The following is a 22,069-nucleotide window of genomic DNA, read 5'->3' on the forward strand; positions in this document are numbered from 1 at the left end:
CCAAGACCAAGAATCATGCGCGCCTCCGCCACCCTCAGCAGCAGTTTGCCGCCCGACATCCGCCTGATGAATGCGGTGACGGCCTTGCTGCTCGCGGGTGTGTTGCTGCTGGCGGCCGGGCTCAGCCTGCGCTGGGTCTCGCGTCAACCGGTGTTTGCCATTCGCGCCATCCAGGTGGAGGGCGATGTCGCGCGCAACAGCGCGGCGTCCTTGCGTGCCAATGCGTTGCCGGGCTTGTCGGGTTCCTTTCTGAGCATGAGCTTGCAGCAGGGGCGCGAAGCTTTCGAAGCCGTGCCTTGGGTGCGCAGCGCGGTGGTGCAGCGGGTCTGGCCGAACCAGCTCAAGGTCCGGCTGGAGGAACACCGGCCAGCCGCCTACTGGGAAACCAAGGCCGAGGGTGCCGATGCCAACAGCGACGCCACCGTCGAACGCCGCCTGGTCAACAGCTTCGGCGAGGTGTTCCAGGCCAATCTGGGCGATGTCGAGGATGAAGACCTGCCGGTGCTGGCCGGCCCTTCCGGCACCTCGGCCAGCATGCTGCACATGTGGCAACGCCTGCAGCAAGCCAGCCGCGCCATGGACGACAGCATCGACCGGCTCGATCTGTCGGGCCGCGGCTCCTGGCGCATCACCCTGGACAAGGGTGCGGTGATCGAGCTGGGCCGCGGGGAGGAAGACGAGGTGTTGGCTCGCTATGGGCAGTTGGTGCGTACGGTCAGCCAACTCACTTCACGCTTCCAGGCGCCGCTCTTGTCCGCCGATTTGCGTCACGCCGATGGTTATGCCGTGCGCCTGCAGGGCTACGCCACTGTCGCCAAACCTGTCAAAACCAACAAACCCGCGGCCAAGCCGGCCAAACCCGCCAGCGCGGGAACCATAAGAAACTGAAGGAAGAACAAGCATGGCCAAGGAATACAAGGATTTGGTCGTTGGGCTCGATATCGGCACGGCCAAGATCATGGCGGTGGTGGCCGAGGTGCTGGGCAATGGTGAATTGCGCATCGCTGGCCTCGGCGTGGCCAGCTCGAATGGTTTGAAACGCGGCGTGGTGGTCAATATCGACGCCACCGTGCAATCGATCCAGCAGGCCTTGAAAGAGGCCGAAATGATGGCCGACTGCAAGATTTCCCGGGTTTACACCGGCATCACCGGCAGCCATATCCGCGGCCAGAATTCCACCGGCATGGTGATCGTGCGCGACAAGGAGGTGACACCGGTCGATGTTGCCCGGGTCGTGGAAACCGCCAAAGCCATCAATATTCCCAACGACCAGCGCCTGCTGCTGGTGGAACCGCAGGAATTCGTGATTGACGGCCATGAGGTCAAAGAACCCATCGGCATGAGCGGCGGCCGCCTGGAAGTGAAGGTCCATATCGTCACCGGCGCACAAAGCGCGGCGGAAAACATCGTCAAGTGCGTGCGCCGCTGCGGCCTGGAAGTGGATCAGCTGGTTTTGAATTCCAGCGCCTCCAGCCTGGCCGCCTTGACCGCCGACGAGCGCGATCTCGGCGTCGCCCTGGTCGACATCGGCGCCGGCACCACCGATGTGGCGATCTTCACCGGCGGCTCGATCCGCCATACCGCCGTCATCCCCATCGCCGGCGACCTGATCACCAGCGATATCGCCATGGCCCTGCGCACGCCGACCAAGGATGCCGAGGAAATCAAGGTCGAATATGGCGTCGCGAAACAGATGCTGGCCGACCCGGCCGACCAGGTCGAGGTACCCGGTTTGGGCGATCGCGCGCCCCGAATGCTTTCAAAACAAGCACTTGCCGGCGTTATTGAACCCAGAGTCGAGGAAATATTCTCGCTGGTGAATCAAGTCATCCGTGAAAGCGGGTATGAGGAACTCTTGTCTTCGGGGATTGTTCTGACCGGCGGCTCGGCCGTGATGCCCGGTATGGTGGAACTCGCCGAGGACATATTCCTGAAACCCGTGCGGCGCGGCAACCCGACCTATGGCGGCGCTTTGTTCGACATGGTTTCGAACCCCCGTTCGGCCACCGTCATGGGTTTGCTGGAAGAAGCGCGTCTGTCGCGGACCCGGGGTTTGAAAGCGGCGCAACAGGCCGGTTCCATGAAAACCCTGTTCGGGCGGGCCAAGGATTGGTTCCTGGGTAACTTTTGAAACTCACATCTGCTTACCTGATGGGTAAGGCGGCACTGGTTTAACTGTCGGAAAACAACGGCAGCGCGTGAAAAAAAAGGGTCATCCCTATAGTTTTTCGGGCTTAGCGGCGGCACAATTGCTCAAGGAGAATTGATTATGGCGATCGAGATGATCGAAGAGTTTGACCAAGGCACCCAAATCAAGGTGATTGGGGTTGGTGGCGGTGGCGGCAACGCGGTGGACCACATGATCGCGCAGGGCGTGATGGGTGTGGAATTCATCTGCGCCAATACCGATGCCCAAGCCCTGAATCGCTCCAAGGCAGACCAGCTCCTGCAGTTGGGCAGCACCGGGCTCGGCGCCGGCGCCAAGCCTGAAATGGGCAAGGCCGCGGCGGAAGAGGCCGAAGCGCGCATCCGCGAGTCCATCCAGGGCGCGCACATGCTCTTCATCACCGCCGGTATGGGCGGCGGCACCGGCACCGGTGCGGCGCCTGTGATCGCCCGCGTGGCCAAGGACATGGGCATCCTCACCGTCGGTGTGGTGACCAAGCCTTTTGAATTCGAAGGCGGCCGTCGCTCCAAGGCGGCCGATGCCGGTCTGGCTGAGCTGGAAGCCAATGTCGACTCGCTGATCGTCGTGCTGAACGACAAGCTGCTGGATGTGCTCGGCGACGATGTCACGCAGGATCAAGCCTTTGCGCACGCCAATGACGTGTTGAAGAACGCTGTTGGCGGCATTTCCGACATCATTCACATCCCTGGCCTGGTCAACGTCGACTTCGAAGACGTCAAGACGGTGATGAGCGAACCCGGCAAGGCCATGATGGGCACGGCGCAAGCCAGCGGCCCGGACCGCGCTGCCAAGGCTGCCGAAGCAGCCGTGGCCTGCCCGCTGCTGGAAGGCATCGATCTGTCCGGTGCGCGCGGCGTGCTGGTGCTGATTGCGGCCAACCGCAACACCTTCAAGCTGAGCGAATCCCGCAACGCGATGAACGCCATCAAGCGTTACGCCTCGGAAGACGCACATGTCATCTACGGCACGGCCTACGACGAAACGCTGGGCGACGCCCTGCGTGTCACGGTCATCGCCACCGGCCTGTCCTCGCAGCGTGCGCGCCAGCAAGCGCCTCTGCAGGTGGTGCAGCAGCAGGTGCAGACACAGCTGCGCACGGGCACTTATGACGTGCCGGTCCTGACCGACCACGTCAAGATGCAGGCCGGCACGACGGTCGCGCAAGCCGGTGGTCTGGGCCTGGGTGGCATGGGCGGTGTCAGCAGCGGCGTGGCCTCGGGTCTCGGCGCTGATCTGGGTGGCTCGCACAGTGTCTGGCGCCATGGTCGGACCGCGGCCGCCACCAAGGTCGAGGCCCTGTCCTCGAACGGCATGGATGAGATCGAGATCCCTGCCTTCTTGCGCAAGCAAGCGGACTGAGCGAACCTGGCGGATATCGGGCCCTGTTGCTCGAACCAGAAAGCGGACCCTGCGGGGTCCGTTTTTGTTGGTGTAGGGCTTGCTCTGTGGCGTTGGCTCTTTGTTGGAGAGCTAAAGCCTTGAGGGTCAGGCCTTGCGCCTGTGGCATGCTCCTGCTTTGGGCCGCAGCGGGCAGGGCACAGCAAGGCATGAGCGACATTTTTCGAGCAGCATGGATCGGAGCCCTTCGGCGCTTTCGCCGGGTGTCGGGCGAGCCCGCCTTGTGCGCAGCCCTTGCCTGCTTGGCCGGCTTGCTGCTGCTCGCGGGGCCTGCTCTTGTGCATGCGCAAGGCCAGTCCCAAGCTCAGGTGCAGATGCAAGCCCTGGCTTTGAACGACCTGCCTTCGAAGAGCAATGGCGAGCAGGCGTTCAGCGCCGACCGCGCGATCAGCGTCTGGAGCCGTGAGGATCTCGATGCCTGGTGGGCGGCGCTGCGCTCGATGGAGGGCACGCATGGCATTCTGCCGGCGCGCTTGCAGCCGCCGGCCGACGCGGCCGCCTGGTCCACGGTCAGCCTGCCTGACGTCAGGTCACGCGCCTCCCACGCGACTGTCTCCGTTCCTGCTGGGCAGGCTCGCAGTTATGAAATGCGCTGGTATCGCTTGCGCTATGCGCCGCCTGAGGGCCGCTGGCCGACCAGCGCGGCGCTTTACATGCCACGCTTGTCGGCCATGTCGGCCGCCGTGCTCGTCAAGACCGATGAAGGCTGGCGTCAGGTCTTTGACAACCAGTACGGTGCGCGAGAGCAATGGGTGCGGCCGCTCTGGGCCTTGTTTCCGCCCGCGCTGACGGAGCTGAACCAGAACCGCAGCATCGAGCTGGTGGTGGCCGTGCCGGTTCTGCATGGCAGCTTCTTCTCGGTGTCCACAGTCTGGTTGGGCGCCCGGGAGGACTTGGAGAGTTTGCCGCGCCGACGCTGGATGCTGCAAATCGGCGCGCCTCAGGCCATCAGTCTGACCCTGGTTACCTTGGGCATGTTTTCTCTGGCATTGTGGGTGCGTCGTCGCAGCGAGCCGGCCTACTTGTTGTTTGCGTTGGCTTCGGTGGCCTGGCTGCTGCGCAATCTGCATTACCACCTCAACCTGCCGCGCTCGCCGCTGGGCCTCGAGTGGTTCTGGTGGATGACCCATGCCTCCATGTCATGGGTGATGCTGCTGACCTTTATGTTTGCCTTGCGCTTTGCCCGGCGCCAATTCCCCCGCCTGGAACGCATGGTGGCCCTGGTGGTGCTGGCGGGAAGCCTTTTGACTCTGCCGCTGTTTGGCCTGGCGCCCGACCCGGTGTTCCAGCAAGCCATCAATGCACTGGTCAGCGTGCTGGGTACGGTGTTCGTCGGTGTCGTGGCTCTGCGCGAGGGCAGTCGCGAATTGCGTTTGATCGCCATCAGCCTGGCTCTGAGCCTGGTGCTGGGCGTGCACGATGTGATCTTGCTGGCCGGCTTGGCCTGGCCTGAGCACATCTATTTGATGCCGTATGCGACCCTGATCATCGTCGCCAGCTTTCTCTACGCCGTGCAACGCCGCTACATCGGAGCCCTGGAAGAGGTCGAGCAGCTCAATGCCTGCCAGGCGCAGCGCTTGCAGCAGCAAAGCGACGAATTGCTGGCGCAGCACGAGCGCCTGCGCGAGGCGGAGCGGCAGCAGGCTTTGCTGATGGAGCGCCAGCGCCTGATGCAGGACATGCACGATGGTCTGGGCTCCTCGCTGCTCTCGGCCATGGTGGCGGTCGAGCAGGGCCGCATGGAGCAGGACAAGGTGGTCGAGGTCTTGCGCGAATGCGTGGACGACCTGCGCTTGGTGATCGATTCGCTGGAGCCGGTCGGCCATGATCTGGTGTCGCTGCTGGCCACCATGCGCTATCGCCTGGGCAAGCGTTTGCAGGTCGGTGGCCTGAGTCTGGAGTGGGATGTGCAAGACCTGCCCCCGCTGGCCTGGCTGGAGCCGCCCGATGCCTTGCATGTGCTGCGCCTCTTGCAGGAAGCGCTGAGCAATGTGCTCAAGCATGCCAAGGCCTCTCGGGTGCGCATGGTGACGCGCAACCAGGGCAGCTATGTTGAGATCCGGGTCGAGGACGATGGCGAGGGCTTCGATCTCGACACCGCCCAGCGCGGCCGCGGTCTGAAGAGCCAGCAGCGCCGCGCGCAACGCCTGGGCGGCTCGCTCAAGATCGAGTCCAGCCCCGGCCAGGGTACCCGCCTGAGCCTGCGTCTGCCGGTGCATCGCCCCCTGGCCCCGCTTCAGCAAGGCGTGGCCTGATCGCCGACAATCGAGGCATGCTGAAACAAAGAACCCTGAAGGCGCTGACCAAGGCGGTTGGCGTTGGCATCCACAGCGGCCAGCGCGTCGAACTGACCCTCAGGCCGGCGGCGCCCGACACCGGCATCGTCTTCCGCCGCGTCGATCTGTGTACGCCGGTGGACATTCCCGTGCGCCCCGACACCGTTTGTGACACCCGCATGGCCACCACCATCAGCCCCGGTGGCGACCCCGGCGCACCCAAGGTGCAGACCATTGAGCATCTGCTGTCGGCCTGTGCCGGCCTGGGTCTGGACAATCTTTATGTGGACATCAATGCCGACGAGGTGCCCATCCTCGACGGTTCGGCCGCCAGTTTTGTCTACCTGCTGCAGAGCGCCGGCATCGAGCAGCAGAACGCGGCCAAGAAGTTCCTGCGCGTCAAGAAGGCGGTGGAAGTGCGCCAGGGCGAGGGCAAGCGCCTGATGTGGGCGCGCCTGGAGCCGCACCACGGCTACACCTTGAGCTTTCAGATCGAGTTCGACAACCCGGCCGTGTCGGCCACCGGCCAGCAGTATGTCTTCGACATGGGCTCGGGCCAGTACAAGAAGGAAATCGCTCGTGCCCGCACCTTCGGCATGACCAGCGATATCGAGCTGATGCGCAGCCGCGGCCTGACCCTCGGTGGCTCCATGGACAACGCCATCGTCGTCGACGACTACCGTGTCCTGAACGCTGACGGACTCCGTTATGACGACGAGTTCGTTAAGCACAAGATCCTCGACGCCATTGGCGATATGCAGGTGGCGGGCTATCCGCTGCTGGCCGCCTACACCTCGTTCAAGGGCGGTCATGCCCTGAACAACAAGCTGGTGCGTGCCTTGCTGGCCGATGCCGAGGCCTACGAGCTCGTCACTTTCGAGGACGAAGCCCGCGCACCTCAAGGCTTCGCGCAGCTGGCGCCGGCGTGGTGATCTGTTTCCTGCGGCCGCAGCTGCGGGCGCTCAGGCTTGGAGCTTGCTCATGATGATTTTTCGCCTCGTTGCCGGCCTGCTGATGTTTGCCGGCATCGTCAGCTTTGCCATCTATATCGCTACCGGGCAGAAGGTCTGGCGGCGGCGCGGCCTGCTCATCGTCAAGTGGACGCTGCTGGCCGCGCTGGGTTTTTTCGCGGTGCTGGTGCTGGAGCGGCTGGCCCTGATGTTGTGAGCCCGCCGCCCCGGCTGCGTGCGGCTTACTGCGCCGTGTAGCTGACCGTCAGCTGGTAGTTGCCGGCGGTATAGCCTTTCAGCAACACATAGACATCGCTGTTGGCCGCCGCGTTGATGCTGCAGGTCTCGGTGGCGGTGTTGCCATCGCTCTTGCAGTCATAGCTGGCCGTCGTGGGCACAGCGGCTTTCTTGACGAACAAGTCGATGTCGCCGGTGCCGGTGGTGCTGGCCTTGAACGTGCCGCCGGCCTTGACCTTGAAGGGGCCGAAGCTCCGGGTTTGGTTCAGGGTCAGGCTGCCGCTGAAGTTTTCCACTTTGTCACCAGGCGGCGGCGTGCCAGGGCCGTCGGCACCCAGTTCCACCGCATAGGCCAGGGCCATGCGCGCGAACTTGAGCGAGTGCTCGGCATTGCTGCCGGTGTTGGCATAGGTGTCGTTGGCGGTGTGGATGTAGGGGTTGTCGGCCGCGAACGAGGACTCAAACGGCATGGTCGCGAAGTAGCCTTGCGCGTTCCAGCTGGCATGGTCCGAGCAGGCGTAGCCGCAGCGGTCCGTGCCGATCTTCAGGGTTGGCAGATAGGTCTTGATCAGGTTGGTGACGAAGGTGTTCTGGCCGGCGTCCGTGTAGTCCGTGAAGATGTAGATGTCATTGGCGGCGCCTTTGTAATTCGTCATGTCCAGCTGGATGACGCCGACCACATTGGTGTTGGCCGCGGCAAAGCTGCGCGCGATCTCTGCCGAGCCACGCAAGCCCACCTCTTCGGCCGCATAGGCCATGAACTTCAGGGTGCGCCGAGGCTTGAAGTTACTGGCCACCAGAGTGCGGATGATTTCGGTCAGGCTGGCCACGCCCGAGGCGTCGTCGTCGGCGCCCGGCGCCCGCGTGGTTTCGCTCGTGCCCGAACTGACGATGGAGTCCAGATGAGCGCCCAGCACGACCACTTGGGCGGCGTTGTCCGTGCCTTTGAAGGTCAGGATGACCGACTTCTGCGGCCAGCTGGCATGGGTGAACTGCTCTACCGTGATGTCACTGCGCCCGCCGGCCAAGGTGGTCCAGCGGTTCTTCAGCCAGTTCGACGCATTGGTGCCGCCGCTGGTCGTGTAGTAGCGGTTGGTGTTGGCCGACAGGTCGAGGATGGTCTGGCCGATATTGCTGGCCTGCATTTGTGCCAGCATGGGCGTGACCAGGGTTTGCTGGTCGATCACATAGCTGGGCCGCGTGGCGGCAACCAGGGGCTGCATGGGGCGGCTCAAGGCGCTCAGGCTGCGCTGACCCTCGGCCTGGCTCGCGTGGAACATATAGCCGCCGCAGCGGCGCAGCTTCTCATGCACCGCGGCCGAGAGCTGGCTCAGGACTGCCTCTTCCACTTCGACCAGGTGCACGCGTTCGGGCTGGCGCGCTGCCGTGGCGTCACCGGCGGTCTCGCTCACCGAGGCCAGTGCGTCGACGCTGGCGTTGGAGCGGGCGGCCGGATGCACGCGTTGCAGCTCCTTGAAGGCGGCATCGCCGAGGCTGATCCAGACCTTGTTGCTGGCCGCGGGCTTGCTGGCTTTGGTGGTCTGGGCCATGGCGCTGGGGCTGAGCAGGGGGCTGAGTGCCAGCAGGCCGGCCAAGGCTGGGGCCAGCCAGGTGCGCGGGCGCTGAAGGGAGTGCAGGGTGGGCATGGTCAAGGTCTCCTTGTGGGTGTGGGTGCAGGCCTGTGCCGGCCGGCGCAGGCGCCAGTGCCGCTTGGGGCTTGCCGCAGAACGCGGGTTCGCCGCGGCTTCGGCCAGCCGGTGTTGAGGGCCTTGCCGAGCGCGCAACCATCCTCCCTTATCACCTCTTCGTGAAATTGGGGCGAATGCGGATGTCAGTTCTTACAGCTTGTGCGGAAACCGCCCGTCACTAGGATTCGCTCCCACTGACCGGCTGCCTTCAAACGTGGCGGGCGGCGGCCGCGGCGACTGGTGCTGCGGCACGGCGACCGGGGTCAGACGGTGAGGGGCACGGCCTTGCGATCCAGGGTTTGACCTTGCCGGCCCGCAAGCCACTCACCGGTCTGCCGGGTCTACAAACATGGGCTGACAAGCCTTCATTCCTAGGAGTCGAACCACCATGCAAGCAACTTTCAAACTCTTGGCCCGCAGCGCACTGCTGGCCGCCGCCGCTTCTTTGGCCTGCCAGGCCATGGCGGCTGACCGCGTCGAACTCGAAGGCGCTGACCTGGCACGCGTCGGCCTGGTGGCCGCCCGCGGCGTCACCGGCCCGGCCGCACTGGGCCTGGCTGCCGACGAGCTCAAGCCCCTGCGCAGCCAGACTTACTCCAGCGGCCTGGTGGTCACCCGCTACGAGCAGCACTACCAAGGCGTGCCCATCTGGGGCGAAGCCGTGGTCGAGCACCTGTCCAAGGGCAGCCGCACGCCCAGTTTCTCGGGCGCTCTGGTTCGCAACATCAACCAGGACCTGGGCCATGTGCAGCCCAGCCTGAGCGAGCAAGCCGTGTTGGCCGTGGCCAAGAGCCAGGCCAAAGATGCCTCCAAAGTCAGCAAGACCAGCAACGAGCAGGTCAAGCTCTTTGTCAAGCTCAACGACAAAGGCGTGGCGCAGCTGGTCTATTTGGTGAACTTCCTGACCAGCCACGGCGATGAGCCCAGCCGCCCGCACCTGCTGATCGACGCCAACAGCGGCGCCGTGCTTGAGCAGTGGGAAGGCCTGAACCACGCCAATGCCACCGGCCCCGGCGGCAACACCAAGACCGGCAAGTACGAGTACGGCACCACCTACGGCCCCCTGGTCGTGACCGCCGATTGCCAGATGAACAGCGGCAACGTCATCACCGTCGACCTGAAGGGTGGCACCACCGGCAGCACGCCCTTCAAGTTCACCTGCCCTCGCAACGAGTACAAGCTGACCAACGGCGCCTACTCGCCGCTGAACGACGCGCATTACTTCGGCAATGTGGTCTTCAATATGTACCAGGGCTGGTTCAACATCCGCCCGATCAGCCAGACCCTGTACATGAAGGTGCACTACAGCAGCAACTACGAAAACGCCTTCTGGGACGGCTCGGCCATGCACTTCGGTGACGGCGCCTCCACCTTCTACCCCCTGGTGTCGCTGGATGTGTCCGCGCACGAAGTCAGCCACGGTTTCACCGAGCAGAACTCGGGCCTGGTGTACTCCAACCAGTCGGGCGGCATGAACGAGGCCTTCTCCGACATGGCCGGCGAAGCCGCCGAGTACTTCATGAAGGGCACCAACGACTGGTTGGTCGGCAGTGAGATCTTCAAGGCCACGGGTGCCCTGCGCTACTTCGCCGACCCGACCCGCGACGGTCGCTCGATCGCCAACGCCGCCAACTACTACAACGGCTTGGACGTGCACCTGTCCAGCGGCGTGTACAACAAGGCCTTCTACTTGCTGGCTACCAAGCCCGGCTGGAACACTCGCAAGGCATTCGAAGTGATGGTCGATGCCAACCGCTTGTATTGGACGGCCAGCAGCACCTTCAACCAGGGCGCTTGCGGTGTTGAGAAGGCGGCCACCGCCCGAGGCTACGCCACTGCCGATGTCACCGCAGCCTTCTCGGCCGTGGGCGTTAGCTGCGGCACCACGCCGCCGCCGTCCGCCATCCCCCTGACCAAGGGCGTGGCCAAGACTGGCATCAGCCTGGCCAAGGGTGGCAAGCTGACTTACACCCTGGTCGTGCCGGCCGGTGCCAAGAACCTGACCTTCAAGCTCTCGGGCGGTACGGGTGATGGCGACATCTACCTGAAGTTCGGCTCGGCTCCGACCACGACCAGCTTTGAGCTGAAGTCGGATGGCTCGACCAACACCGAGACCATCACGGTCGCAGCCCCCAAGGCCGGCACCTACTACCTGCTGCTGAATGCCTATGCCGCAGTCTCGGGTGCCAGCTTGGTCGCCAACCACAACTGAGTTTGAGCGCTGCCGCGGTCTCCGGGCCGTGGCTTTCTGCTGAACCACGGCAAGGCCGGTCCTGACATGCGCAGGATCGGCCTTGCTTTTTGTGCTTTGGGCGCGAGCGTGGGTGGTGCGAAGATCGCGGCTCCGAATCTTTACGCCGCTCGGTGGGAAGCACATCCATGACTTCTTCTTCTGGCTCGCAAGAACGGGACGCCGACGCGCTCCCGCCACCCGACGCTGAGGCGCCTGCTGATGCCGGCGCAGCTCTGGAGGCGGCACCGGGCCAGGAAGCCGAGGCAGCAGCTGCCATCGACCCCGAGGAAGCCGAGCGCCTGGCAGCCCAACGCGAGGCCGAGGAAAAAGAGGCCGCCGAGCGCGAAGCGCGCTTGCAGCGCCTGATGCAGAAGATCGCCGCCCATGCCGACTTCGCGTCCATGAAGGACTCGGTCCGTTCCATGCAAAAGGTCAGCCGCTCCGAGAAGGCGCACACCCGTGCCCTGACCGGCGAGATCTCCAATGACATCGCCATGACCGGCAAACTGTTGCGCCTGGTCAACGCCGCGTTCTACAGCTCGGCCGGTGGCGGCAACATCACCAGCATGGAGCGCGCGGTCGCCTTGATGGGTTTCCAGACCATAGGCATGGTGGCTAGCTCCCTGATGCTGTTCGAGCGCCTGCCCAAGACGGCCGACGGCAACCGCCTGCGCCAGGAGTTCGGCCGTGCCCAGATGGCGGCCTTGCTGGCGCATGAGATGTGCAATAGCAGCAAGCACATCGAAGGCGCTTACCTGAATGCCCTGTTCCAGAACCTCGGCAGCATGCTCGCTGGCATGCACTTCGCCGAGGACACGGCCGCCATCGAGGCACGCCTGCAAGCCGAGGGCCTGCTTGAAGGCGAACCCGCTTGGCATGACAAGCGCGAAAAGCTGGCGCGCCAGCAATGGGGCCTGGGCTTCGAGGAAATCGGTGTCGAGGTGGCCAAGAGTTGGGGATGGCCCGATTCCGTTCGCCAGGCCATGCGCAGCCTGGCGCCCAGCAGCCTGGAGCGGCCGGCTGGGCCTGAGGAATACCAGCGCGTGCTCTGCACGGCGGCGAACCGGCTGGCCGGCGACTTGCTGCGCCTGCCCGGTGGCGGCAATGCCGAGGAGCGGGCCGAGGCGCGCAAAGCCTGTGTCGAACGCTTTGCCGCTGAGATGGGCGTGCCCCTGAATCTCGATCCCGAGGTCCTGCCCGCCGTGGTCGAGCAGGTCAAGCTGGTCTGGGACGATCTGGCCAAGGCCCTGGGCTTCGACCCGGTGCCAGTGCCGGTCAAAGCCAAGACTGCCGAAAAGGCGTCCGAGAAAGCGCCTGAGAAGGCCGCCGCCAAGCCTGCCCCGGCGCCCACCCCAGCGGCCCGGCCTGCCGCCGCACCGGCGCCCGCCAACCCCGTCATGGCCGAGGCCTTGTCGGCCGCGCTCGAGCGCGTCAGCGAGCTGGTGCTGTCCGGTGCGCCGGCGGCCAAGCTGCTGCAGCTGTGCATGAAGGAAATGCAAGACGCTTTGCAGCTGCAACGTGTCATCGTCTGTCTTCGTGACCCCGCCAGCGGCGGCCTGCGCGGCCGCATGGGCATGGGTGATCGGGCACAGGAGTTGGCGCCGGTGTTCGACATCCCGCTCAAACCGCCCAGCGAACTGTTCGGCCTGCTTTGCAGCAAGGGTGCCGACACCTTGATCTCGGACGCCTCCGACCCCGTCATTGCCCAGCGCCTGCCGCCCTGGTACGGCAAGCAGGTGCGCGCCCAGACCTTTGTGCTCTTGCCCATGGTGGCCGGCGATCAAGTGCTCGGCGCCTTCTACGGCGACCAGGCCGTGGCCGGCCGCCTGCAGATCGGCGAACGCGAGCTGCGCCTGCTCAAGACCCTGCGCAACCAGGTCGTGATGGCCATGCGCTTTGGCGGCGCCGCCCCTGGCAGTTGAGGCGCCCGCGTGAATTGTTGGCATTTGGGCGCGTGGGGGCGACCCGGCGGCGCACTGCGCACAAGCATGGATTGAGTTCGGGCGGCAACGGCCGATGAATCAGGGTCTGTCATCCGCTGCCTCCAAAAAGACAATGAACTCAGAAACGAGCGCCACAGAGGCCCTGGCCTCGGCCAGTCCCGATTCTCCCGTGGCCGAAGCTGCCGTGGACCTAGCTGCTGACCCTGCTGACCCTGCTGCACTGGCAGCCGCCGAAGCCGAGGCTGCCCGGCTGGCCGCCGAGCGCCAGGCCGCCCAGGAAGCCGAAGATCGCGCCGCCGCCGAGCGCGAGGCGCGCCTGCAGCGCCTGATGCAGCGCATCGCCAAGCATGCCGATTTCGCCTCCATGAAGGACTCGACCCGGCTGCTGCAAAAGATTGCCCGTTCCGAGAACGCGCACGCGCGCGCGCTGAGCGGCGCCATCTCCGACGATGTGGCCATGACGGCCAAGCTGCTGCGCCTGGTCAATGCCGCTTTCTACAGCTCGGCCGGCGGCGGCAGCATCACCAGCTTGCAGCGCGCCGTGGCCTTGATGGGCTTCCAGACCATAGGCATGGTGGCCAATTCCTTGATGCTGTTCGAGCGTCTGCCCAAGGGCGCCGATGGCAACCGCCTGCGCCAGGAGTTCGGCCGTGCCCAGCTGGCGGCCTTGTTGGCCCACCAGTTCTGCAACAGCAGCAAGCAACTCGACGGCGCCTACCTGATTGCCTTGTTCCAGAACCTGGGCGGCATGCTGGCCGGCTTGCACTTTGCCGATGACATGGAGGCCATTGAGGCTGCCTTGCAGGCCCGCGAACTGGCCGAGGGCAGCCTGGCTTGGCAGGAGGGGCGCGAAAAACTGGCCCGCGAGCAATGGGGCCAGGGGCTGGAGGACATCGCCATCGAAGTGGCGCGGCAATGGGGCTGGCCCGAATCGGTGCGCATGGGCATGCGCACGCTGCGCCCCAGCAATCTGGAGCGCGCCTGCAGCCCCGAGGAGTACCAACGCGTACTCTGCACCGCCGCCAATGACCTGGCCGCCCAGCTGCTCAAGCTGCCGCACTCGGGCAGCCCCGAGGAGCGCGCCGAGGCCCGCAAGGCCTGCGTCGAGCGCTTCGCCGCCGAGCTGGCCGTGCCCTTGGGCCTGGACCCCGAGCCCATGCCCGAGGCGGTCGAGAGCGTCAAGCAGGTCTGGGACGATCTGGCCCAGACCCTGGGCTTTGGCGCCGTCGTGGCTGCGCCGGCTGCGGCTGGCAAGTCAAGCAGTTCCTCCAAGCCGGCCAAGCCCGGCGATCTGGCGACCCCTGCGAACAAAGCTGCACCGGCGCCTGCGGCCGCTGCACCCCGCCCGGCGGCGCGCCCGGCGGCGGCCAACCCGGCCATGGCCGAAGCTTTGTCCAGCGCGCTGGAGCAGCTCAGCGAAATGGTCTTGTCCGGCGCCGCACCGGGCCAGCTGCTGCAGCTGTGCATGAAGCAGATGCACGAGGCGCTGAACCTGCAGCGCGTCATCGTCTGCCTGCGCGACGCCAGCCATGGCGGCTCCTACCTCAAGGGCCGGATGGGCCTGGGCGAGCGGGCCACCGTGCTGGCGCCGCTGTTCGACATACCGCTGGCCCCGCCGACGGAGCTGTTCGGCCTGCTCTGCAGCAAGGGCGCCGATACGCTGATCTCCGACACCGCCGACCCCGTGATCGCCCAGCGCTTGCCCGCCTGGCACCGCCAGCAGGTCCGCGCCGGCACCTTTGTGTTGCTGCCCATGGTTGCAGGCGGCCAGGTCTTGGGCACCTTCTATGGCGACCGCGCCGAGGCGGGCACCTTGCATATCAGCGAGCGCGAGCTGACCCTGCTCAAGACCTTGCGCAATCAGGTGGTGATGGCGATGAGGTTTGGTGGGGGGAAGGGCTGAGCAGGTGAACAGGTGGGCAGGTGAATCGTGAATCGTGAGTCGTGAATCGTGAGTCGTGAGTCGTGAGTCGTGAGTCGTGAGTCGGTTGCTTGGTAAACCTGGGCTAGTCCTGGGCATTCCTCTGCCGAGGTAGAACAACTGCTGCGGCAGTCGGTAGGCCCTCAGGCGTGACCCCCGTGATGTTTTGGACATGCTTGCCCGGTGACGCACCGCCGCGGTACACGAGAAAGAAAAAGTGATCGGCCAGGAACAGCAGCGAGTAATCGAAGGCGCCAGTGCTGGGTATGCCCATGCAGTAGCTTGCTAGGACTGCCTGCGTGAAACACCCGGGCTAATTGGCTGCCACAGGCGCCAGCGGGGGAACGGGGCGATGGTCCAGACTCATCACTCGTGCGAGCCGCCAACGCCCGTCTTGGAAGCGCCAGAGATTGACAAACTTTGCCATGCTGCTCGTGCTGGCGCCTCGCTCGTCAAACCGATGCATCCCGATCTGCGCGGCGCCGTATCCGTGGATCGGATACACCCTCAAGCTACCAGGCACGAGCGTTCGCTTGACACCCCGGTGACCGGGGCACGAAGCGGTGAGTCGGCGGGTGTTCTCGCGTACTTGTTCACCGACCGCCAGACCAGTTTGGTCGTGATAGAACTCAACGTCGTCGGTGAAGATGGCGTTGGCTTTTGCCGCGTCGCAGGTCTCGAAAGAGGCTTCGAAGAGGGAACGGTCCATCTGCGCCAGGGCGTCGAACAACTCACCGGACTGCAAACCGTCGGTGTTTGCCGCAGGCGGCGCTGCGGGTATGTGAGCGAGGCCCACCGGCGACGCGGCCGTGCTGGGCTGATCGGGCGGGCTTGCACCAGCAAGCGAAACGACTGAGGCGGCGAGTACTGAGAAGACGAGGAATCGCAAGATGCTCTCCTGTGTTGTGTATCTCGATGGGCGTGGCGAGCCGCTGAATGCAAAGGTCGCGCGCCGGCATGCTATCCAAGGGCGAATCAAGCCGCTATCGAGGAATTCCCATGGGAGACGCCAAGCTGCGACCTTCGCGCTCATCGGTACAAGCGTCAGGCCGTTAGCATCACCGTTCTTGGACAAGATCACTGAACCATGCTCTGAAATGATGGCTGTGAAGATATGGCATGCGACATTCGCGTTCGTGTTCGCCTTCCTGCTCTGCATGGCGGACACAGCTCAAGCACAGCCTGAGCTGGGCAGCGTTTACGACGTGCAGGACAAGCTCTTGCTCAAGACGCGTGACGGTGCGACGGTCTCTGGCATTCTGGTTCGTCGGAAGGATGCGACGGCTCCCTTGCCCACGGTCTTGCAGTTCACGATCTACGTCCGCCCGGAACGCGACCTGGCCAGTTTGAAAGAGATTGCCGACCGTGGCTATGTGGCCATGATCGCCTACAGCCGCGGCAAGTATCTGAGCCCGGACGCCATAGCCCCCTACGAGCACGACGGCAGTGATGCCTATGACGCGATCGACTGGATCAGTCGCCAACCCTGGAGCAATGGTGCGGTCGGAATGTTCGGTGGCAGTTACAACGGTTTCACCCAATGGGCGGCGGCCAAGAAGCTGCATCCCGCCCTCAAGACCATCGTGCCTTATGTGGCAAATCGCCCGGGCATGGGTTTGCCGATGGAGAACAATATCTTCATCAATCCGAACTATCAGTGGGCCTTCTACGTTAGTAACAACAAGAGTCTGGATGAAGAGGTCAACCAGGACCGTGATCGCTTCCGCAACTTGCAGTTCGCTTGGTGGAACAGCGGCGCGGCCTACCGCAGCATCGACAAGCTCGATGGCACGCCCAATCCCCTGCTGCAACGCTGGCTGCAGCATCCGTCCTACGACAGCTATTGGCAGGCCATGGCCCCGTATGGTGAGGAGTTCAAGCAGATTCGGATACCGGTGCTTTCGGTCGATGGCTATTACAACGACTCTCAGGTGTCCGGCCTGGACTATCTGCGCGAGCACGTGCGCCATGTGCCCAAGGCCGAGCATTACCTGATCATCGGCCCCTACGGCCACTTCGGCGCCCAGCGGGGCGGTGAGAAGGTCATCAATGGCTTGGACGTGCCGGCAGCCGCACTGATCGATACCAAGGCCATCACCTACCAATGGCTGGACCATGTCTTGAAGGGTGGCCCCAAACCCTCGGTGTTGAAGGACAAGATCAACTACCAGGTGATGGGCACGGACCGGTGGGGCAGCGCGCCGTCACTGGAAGCGATGAGCCAGCAGACGCTCAAGCTTTTCTTGCGTGGGTCGCGCCTGGATGCCGCAAGGCCTGGCAAGCAGGCCTTCCTCACGCAAGAGGTGGACCTGAAAGACCGCCAGCAGTGGAACAACAGCTATTACCCTGGGTCCATCGTCACGGATGACATCGACAGGAGCAGCGGCCATGTCTTTGTCAGCGAACCGTTTGCAGACGAGGTGCTGTACAACGGCGCCTTCGGCGGCGAGATTCTCGCGCGCATCAACAAGCGTGACTTCGACGTCGGTGTCACCCTGTACGAACTGACACCGGAGGGCAAGTACTTCCACCTGTCCTATGTGATCAAGCGCGCCAGCTACGCCAAAGACCCTGCACGGCGCGTCTTGCTCACGCCGGGACGTGTCGAACGCATTCCCCTCGGTTCGACGAAACTGGTCAGCAAGCGCATGGCCAAAGGCAGCCGCCTGGTCGCCTACCTGAATGTGAACAAGAATCCGTTTTCTCAACTGAACTACGGCACCGGCAAAGACGTCAGTGACGAAACCATCGCCGACGCAACGGGGCCGCTGAAGGTTGAGTGGTCGAACCGTAGCTTCATCACCGTGCCGATTTTGCGGACGGGGCCATGATCGTCGACTGAATGGCGTGGCATCTGACGAGCGTGGCTGTCGCGCCGCGCCGCGCCGCTCGTGGAAGCAAAAAGAAGCGATACCGGCAGCTTCCGGTGCTGGGCCCTTTGGGGCTTCAGTCCTATGCGCGCCTGGATCAGGCCGAATCCGCACACCGCGGCCGCATTGGCCGAGCCCTTGGTGGTGGTCAGCAGGCGCGGCGCCAGTTTGACCGTGTGGGCATTCCCATCCAGCTTGAAGCGCCACTCGGGCGCCGGCCTCTCCCCGATGTGGACCGGCTTCACGCATCCGCACGAACCGCGTGAACGCCGGCGGCGAGATGCCCAGCTTGCGCGCCGCGCCAGCAAAACCGCAGGCACCGACCACCGCCACCAAGAAACTGAAGAGATGCGGTCGGTCCAACTGTTCCCTCTTGCGTAACGGTGTATTGGATTTGCTGGTGATTCTATTCATCGACCGATTCAACGACAGTTCAGTCATTCGCTGAATACGCAGCGGATACCCTCCGCGAAACCACTTTTTAAACCCATCTGGAGATTGACCATGTCCCGCATCAGCATCCCTAGCGTCGAGCAATCCCTTGAGGCCACCAAGCCCCTGCTGGCTGCCGTCCACAAGCAACTGGGCGTGGTGCCCAATCTGATGAAGCTGGTGGGTCACAGCCCCGCTGCGCTGGAAGGCTATCTGTCGCTGAGCGGCGCGCTGGCCAAGGGCAAGCTGAGCGTGCAGCTGCGCGAACGCATCGCCCTGACCGTGGCCGAATTCAACGGCTGCGACTACTGCCTTTCGGCCCACAGCTATCTGGCGGCGAACGTAGCCAAGATCAGCGCAAGCGAAGTCGACGCTGCCCGCGCGGCGCACTCCGACGACGCGCGCACCGCGGCTGCGCTCCAGTTCGCCCGCCGCGTGGCCGAGTCGCGCGGCCGTGTCGCCGATGCCGATCTGGCGGCCTTGCGCGCCGCCGATTTCGACGAGGCCGCCGTGCTGGAGATCGTGGTGAACGTGGCCCTCAATGTGCTGACCAACTACGTCAACAACGTGGCCCAGACCGACATCGACTTCCCCGTGGTCACCGCCAAGGCCGCGGCCTGAGCCGCCGCTCGCCATCCCGGCCACAGTGAATTGGGCCTGTGAGCGTTTCTCACGCAGGCCCCAAGTCGGTCTTGGGTCTACCATGGCTGCCAGTGCCAGCCGGCAACACGACACCAAGAGCCATCATGAGTTCTGAACCGTCCTCGAATGAAGTGCAAGGCCTGCGCCAGCAGCTGGCGAGCCAGCGCCAGGCTTTGCTGGCCAGCTTGCTGGTCTCGGCCTGGATGGTCGAGGCGCGCGACCCCTACACCGGCGGCCACCTTTGGCGCGTGGCTCGCATGGCGCATGCACTGGCCCTGGCCTCGGGCAGCACGCCGCGCGAGGCCAGCCGCATCGCCATGGCCGGCTTTCTGCACGACCTGGGCAAGGTCGGCATCCCCGACGCCATCCTGCGCAAGCCGGGGCGGCTCAGCGACGAAGAGTTCGCAACGATCAAGACCCACCCGCGCGTGGGCGCACGCATGCTGGCCGGCCATCCCTTGGCGGATATGGTCGTTGGCGTGATTCACCATCACCACGAAATGCCCAACGGGCGCGGCTATCCCATGGGCCTGGCGGACACGGAGATTCCGCTCGATGCCCGTCTGGTGGGCATCTGCGACGCCTTCGATGCCATGACCAGCACCAGGCCCTACCGCGCGGGCATGCCCATCGCCAAGGCCCTCGACATCATCGAGTCGGAATTGGGTCAGCAGTTCGACCGGGCGCTGGGGGCGACGTTTGTACGCATGGGGCGGGCCGGCGCCTTGGATGCGGTGGTCGGCCATAGCGATGAGGGCATTCCGCTGCAGCACTGCCCCGCCTGCGGGCCGACCCTGGTGCGCACGCGCAGCGCGCGCGCTGGCGACCACCTGGCCTGCCCCGCTTGCGCGGCCCGGTTCACCTGGGCCGCCGCCGAGCAGGGCTTGCAAGCCCAGCCAAGCGGCGAGCAAGCCTTGCCCGTAGAGATGGAGCCCGGCCTGGACCGCGCTCAGATCGAAGCCCTGGTGCTCGATTGGGCCGATGCCATTGCGGGCGACTGAAGGCTTTCGTATCCATCCCTACATCCACCCCCAGATCTCTAGGACCTAGAGCCATGCGCAGTACCCGTACTTACTTGCCTCTTCTGGCCTCGGTCCTGCTCTGCGCTTGCAGCGCCGTGCCCGATGCGGGCCGGTCGCCGACGGTGTCCTTGCCCTTGCACCAGGCCTGGTTCGACGGACGCAAGGTCGACTATGTGACCACGGACATCTCGGATCCGGCCATGGCCCAGGCCCTGGGCGTCAATCTCGTACCCCGGCTGGCCCTGGCCCTACCGGCGCCCGGCCGACCCTCGTTGGTGGAGCGGGTCTACAAATTCGTCGACGACTCCCAGATCACCGTTTTTCAGTCCGCCCCTTCGCCGACCGGCCCGGGCAACACCGACACCTCCTACAGCCCGTTGTGGCGCATGGTGCTGGTGAAGTGGAAACAGCCGGCTCAGGCGCGAGAGTTGAAGTCCGAGGAGCAGATCTTGAGCGCCGTGGAAGCCCAGGAACTCTCGCTGCAGATGACAGACATCATCGTCAACTGCCCGATCACGCGCTCGGTCGACGGCCGGGCGATCGCCGGGACAAAGTAGCGCAAGCAGGCGAGGCTTGGGCGAAGCCGGGCCGGGCTGGCGCATATTGAAGTCAGATCACAGCGTGGATCGACTCTTAAAGAGGCCAAGGCCTGCGGAGGAGAGCTTGTGCCGGGTGAAGGGTCAGGTCTTGCTATTGGGGCTGGAAGCTGTTGGTGGGTTGTTTAGCCAGCTCGGGCCGGCCCGGCGGGCCGCCACCTGGCCAACGAAGCCGATGAGCGAGCACTTGGAGTGCGAGCCCATTCCTAAACCCATGCCTATCCCCAGTAATTCCCGGCCACGCCAAACAGCCAAAGCAAGAGTCCTGCACCCGCAGCCAAGACAGTGATTGGAGTTTCCCGCCCCGAGTTCTCGACCAAGGAAAACGGAAATGTGAGGCAATCCAGGAGGTACTGCTTGGGATGCGCCCCACCACCAAGAAGCATCAGCGCAAGGCCGGCGCCTTCAGCTGCATTGAACTTCTCGCCTTCGTACAAAGACGCGCCTGCCCACACAAGACTTGCTCCTGCCCCCGCGATGAACAGGCCGCAAAGGAGAAATTCGGAAACGTCGTAGTCGGGGTGGTCGCGCATGGAGAAGAGCCGATGCTGCTGCGTATTGGGTGGTTCGATCTAACGACAGGTTAAAGCGCAGTTCAGACCTAATTGCCGACTACCGCTTGCCAACCAACGCAACGGACGCAATTAGCAGGACTACCACGATAGGGATTGCGGCACAAAGTGCTGCCTCTGCTTTGACCCAACCTTGGATGAGCTTCTTTCGCCAGAGATAACCGGCATAGCCCCCAAGGGAAGGAGCGCCGACAAAGATAGCAAAGAACAATCCAAGGCTCGCGGCGCCAGACCAATTGCCGAAGAGCGCGTGCATCGCTGCCGCAAATAGTGCAGCGTAGGACACCAGAAGAACTGGCCAGATGAAGATGCGTACTCTGGTCATGCGCTTTAACGAGGCTGTCCAATAACCCGATATCCCCAACCACCCGCACTACTCTGGGCGTGTGAATGTCGGCGAAGGCGAGTTTCTGGGTTCATCGGTGAATTGGGGTCTGTAAGCCGCTCCAGCGGCACCTGAGTGCAATTGTGCCGCCTGTGGACTGCGTTATTGAACTCCGATTTGCCCGAGTCCCGCTTTCGAGAGTTTCTCGATGTTGTGCACCATGCAATACAGGCTCCACTGCGTGCGCACTTTGGCCTGCCCTCGGTGGTTCAAGCGAGTCAGCCGCTTGTTGTGCCGCAGATTGGCGAACACCGGCTCCACCGTGCCGATGCGTTGGCTGTACAACTGCCGGCCCCGCGGTGAATCGATGGCCTGGCGCATGCGCTCACTCGGGTGGCTGGGGTCTGCGGCCTTGGGCAGGAAGCGGCTGACTTGGCGGCCACGTGTCAGCGGAGTCTGGTCATCGCGCCCTCGAGTCTTGATGCACTTGGAGCGCAGCGAGCAGCTGCTGCAGTCCGTCGCCTGAGCGATGTAGGTCTCGTAGGGCTGGCCGCGGGCGGTGAGGTGGATGCGGCCGCTGCTGTTCAAGACCTGGCCTGCCGGGCAAGTGGCCGTGTGGTCTTCGTCGTTGAAGCGAAAGTCCTTGGGCCGGAAGTGCTGGCCCTCTGGCGGCTCGTCGGCGCCTGCCTTTTTGTCATGCAAGGGGTCAGGCTTTGCCTTGTGCTTGGCCTGATCCGCGAAGCGCTCATCGCGCTTGCGCATCTGGCCGTCCGCAA

The 22,069-nt window shown here is 64.2% G+C and carries 17 protein-coding genes; 13 read left to right on the top strand and 4 right to left on the bottom strand.

Translation table 11 applies throughout. The annotated features are described in order from the left end of the window. Positions 1–15: 15 nt before the first annotated feature. The 6 genes from LNV28_RS14875 (at position 16) to LNV28_RS14900 (ending at position 7,029) form a co-directional block, all read left to right on the top strand. Positions 16–888 (top strand): cell division protein FtsQ/DivIB, encoded by an 873-nt coding sequence (locus LNV28_RS14875; RefSeq protein ID WP_263518834.1) that lies wholly within the window; start codon positions 16–18, stop codon positions 886–888. 13 nt (positions 889–901) lie between these two features. After that, positions 902–2,131 (top strand): cell division protein FtsA, encoded by a 1,230-nt coding sequence (ftsA, locus tag LNV28_RS14880; RefSeq protein ID WP_102766240.1) that lies wholly within the window; start codon positions 902–904, stop codon positions 2,129–2,131. A gap of 138 nt (positions 2,132–2,269) precedes the next feature. Beyond that, positions 2,270–3,547, top strand: coding sequence for a cell division protein FtsZ (gene ftsZ / locus LNV28_RS14885; protein WP_263518832.1), 1,278 nt, complete (start codon positions 2,270–2,272; stop codon positions 3,545–3,547). 260 nt (positions 3,548–3,807) lie between these two features. Next, positions 3,808–5,841: a sensor histidine kinase gene (locus LNV28_RS14890; RefSeq protein WP_263518831.1), complete on the top strand. Its 2,034-nt coding sequence runs from the start codon at positions 3,808–3,810 to the stop codon at positions 5,839–5,841. 17 nt (positions 5,842–5,858) lie between these two features. Then, the gene (lpxC, locus tag LNV28_RS14895; RefSeq protein WP_263518830.1) at positions 5,859–6,794 is read left to right on the top strand and encodes a UDP-3-O-acyl-N-acetylglucosamine deacetylase; all 936 of its coding nucleotides are present in this window, start codon (positions 5,859–5,861) and stop codon (positions 6,792–6,794) included. A 49-nt stretch (positions 6,795–6,843) separates the two neighbouring features. Then, a complete protein-coding gene (locus LNV28_RS14900) occupies positions 6,844–7,029 on the top strand; it encodes a hypothetical protein (RefSeq protein ID WP_263518829.1) in 186 nt (61 codons plus the stop codon). 25 nt (positions 7,030–7,054) lie between these two features. Here LNV28_RS14900 and LNV28_RS14905 read toward each other — a convergent pair whose 3' ends face one another. After that, positions 7,055–8,695: a M20/M25/M40 family metallo-hydrolase gene (locus LNV28_RS14905; RefSeq protein ID WP_263518828.1), complete on the bottom strand. Its 1,641-nt coding sequence runs from the start codon at positions 8,693–8,695 to the stop codon at positions 7,055–7,057. A 430-nt stretch (positions 8,696–9,125) separates the two neighbouring features. On the opposite strand from LNV28_RS14905, the gene LNV28_RS14910 reads away from it, so the two are divergent. The 3 genes from LNV28_RS14910 (at position 9,126) to LNV28_RS14920 (ending at position 14,816) form a co-directional block, all read left to right on the top strand. Next, entirely contained in the window at positions 9,126–10,949 is a 1,824-nt protein-coding gene (locus tag LNV28_RS14910) for a M4 family metallopeptidase (RefSeq protein ID WP_263518827.1), read from the top strand. A gap of 167 nt (positions 10,950–11,116) precedes the next feature. Beyond that, a complete protein-coding gene (locus tag LNV28_RS14915; protein ID WP_263518824.1) occupies positions 11,117–12,892 on the top strand; it encodes an HDOD domain-containing protein in 1,776 nt (591 codons plus the stop codon). 133 nt (positions 12,893–13,025) lie between these two features. After that, entirely contained in the window at positions 13,026–14,816 is a 1,791-nt protein-coding gene (locus tag LNV28_RS14920) for an HDOD domain-containing protein (protein ID WP_263518823.1), read from the top strand. A gap of 331 nt (positions 14,817–15,147) precedes the next feature. Here the strand turns inward: LNV28_RS14920 and LNV28_RS14925 are convergent, their stop codons facing one another. Next, positions 15,148–15,723: a nuclear transport factor 2 family protein gene (locus LNV28_RS14925; RefSeq protein WP_263518821.1), complete on the bottom strand. Its 576-nt coding sequence runs from the start codon at positions 15,721–15,723 to the stop codon at positions 15,148–15,150. A 1-nt stretch (position 15,724) separates the two neighbouring features. Between LNV28_RS14925 and LNV28_RS14930 the strand changes: the two genes are divergently transcribed. The 4 genes from LNV28_RS14930 (at position 15,725) to LNV28_RS14945 (ending at position 20,357) form a co-directional block, all read left to right on the top strand. Continuing rightward, positions 15,725–17,665 (top strand): CocE/NonD family hydrolase, encoded by a 1,941-nt coding sequence (locus LNV28_RS14930; RefSeq protein WP_263518819.1) that lies wholly within the window; start codon positions 15,725–15,727, stop codon positions 17,663–17,665. A gap of 543 nt (positions 17,666–18,208) precedes the next feature. Then, the gene (locus LNV28_RS14935; RefSeq protein WP_263518818.1) at positions 18,209–18,757 is read left to right on the top strand and encodes a carboxymuconolactone decarboxylase family protein; all 549 of its coding nucleotides are present in this window, start codon (positions 18,209–18,211) and stop codon (positions 18,755–18,757) included. 125 nt (positions 18,758–18,882) lie between these two features. Further along, the gene (locus tag LNV28_RS14940; protein ID WP_263518816.1) at positions 18,883–19,779 is read left to right on the top strand and encodes an HD-GYP domain-containing protein; all 897 of its coding nucleotides are present in this window, start codon (positions 18,883–18,885) and stop codon (positions 19,777–19,779) included. A gap of 53 nt (positions 19,780–19,832) precedes the next feature. Then, complete coding sequence (locus tag LNV28_RS14945) at positions 19,833–20,357, top strand: DUF7482 domain-containing protein (RefSeq protein ID WP_263518814.1); 525 nt, start codon at positions 19,833–19,835, stop codon at positions 20,355–20,357. 257 nt (positions 20,358–20,614) lie between these two features. Here LNV28_RS14945 and LNV28_RS14950 read toward each other — a convergent pair whose 3' ends face one another. After that, complete coding sequence (locus LNV28_RS14950; RefSeq protein ID WP_263518812.1) at positions 20,615–20,929, bottom strand: hypothetical protein; 315 nt, start codon at positions 20,927–20,929, stop codon at positions 20,615–20,617. 526 nt (positions 20,930–21,455) lie between these two features. Beyond that, a partial coding sequence (locus LNV28_RS14955; RefSeq protein ID WP_263568991.1) for a transposase occupies positions 21,456–22,069 on the bottom strand: 614 nt, incomplete at its 5' end.

It is taken from the genome of Paucibacter sp. DJ2R-2 (assembly GCF_025717675.1).
Classification (GTDB): domain Bacteria; phylum Pseudomonadota; class Gammaproteobacteria; order Burkholderiales; family Burkholderiaceae_C; genus Paucibacter_A.

Bases quoted from the DNA above. Each gene is read 5' to 3' on its own strand.
- LNV28_RS14910 (WP_263518827.1), top strand. From the start codon at position 9,126: ATGCAAGCAACTTTCAAACTCTTGGCCCGCAGCGCACTGCTGGCCGCC.
- lpxC (WP_263518830.1), top strand. From the start codon at position 5,859: ATGCTGAAACAAAGAACCCTGAAGGCGCTGACCAAGGCGGTTGGCGTT.
- ftsZ (WP_263518832.1), top strand. From the start codon at position 2,270: ATGGCGATCGAGATGATCGAAGAGTTTGACCAAGGCACCCAAATCAAG.
- LNV28_RS14915 (WP_263518824.1), top strand. From the start codon at position 11,117: ATGACTTCTTCTTCTGGCTCGCAAGAACGGGACGCCGACGCGCTCCCG.
- LNV28_RS14940 (WP_263518816.1), top strand. From the start codon at position 18,883: ATGAGTTCTGAACCGTCCTCGAATGAAGTGCAAGGCCTGCGCCAGCAG.
- LNV28_RS14930 (WP_263518819.1), top strand. From the start codon at position 15,725: ATGCTCTCCTGTGTTGTGTATCTCGATGGGCGTGGCGAGCCGCTGAAT.
- LNV28_RS14945 (WP_263518814.1), top strand. From the start codon at position 19,833: ATGCGCAGTACCCGTACTTACTTGCCTCTTCTGGCCTCGGTCCTGCTC.
- LNV28_RS14905 (WP_263518828.1), bottom strand. From the start codon at position 8,695: ATGCCCACCCTGCACTCCCTTCAGCGCCCGCGCACCTGGCTGGCCCCA.
- LNV28_RS14900 (WP_263518829.1), top strand. From the start codon at position 6,844: ATGATGATTTTTCGCCTCGTTGCCGGCCTGCTGATGTTTGCCGGCATC.
- LNV28_RS14875 (WP_263518834.1), top strand. From the start codon at position 16: ATGCGCGCCTCCGCCACCCTCAGCAGCAGTTTGCCGCCCGACATCCGC.
- ftsA (WP_102766240.1), top strand. From the start codon at position 902: ATGGCCAAGGAATACAAGGATTTGGTCGTTGGGCTCGATATCGGCACG.
- LNV28_RS14950 (WP_263518812.1), bottom strand. From the start codon at position 20,929: ATGCGCGACCACCCCGACTACGACGTTTCCGAATTTCTCCTTTGCGGC.
- LNV28_RS14920 (WP_263518823.1), top strand. From the start codon at position 13,026: ATGAACTCAGAAACGAGCGCCACAGAGGCCCTGGCCTCGGCCAGTCCC.
- LNV28_RS14935 (WP_263518818.1), top strand. From the start codon at position 18,209: ATGTCCCGCATCAGCATCCCTAGCGTCGAGCAATCCCTTGAGGCCACC.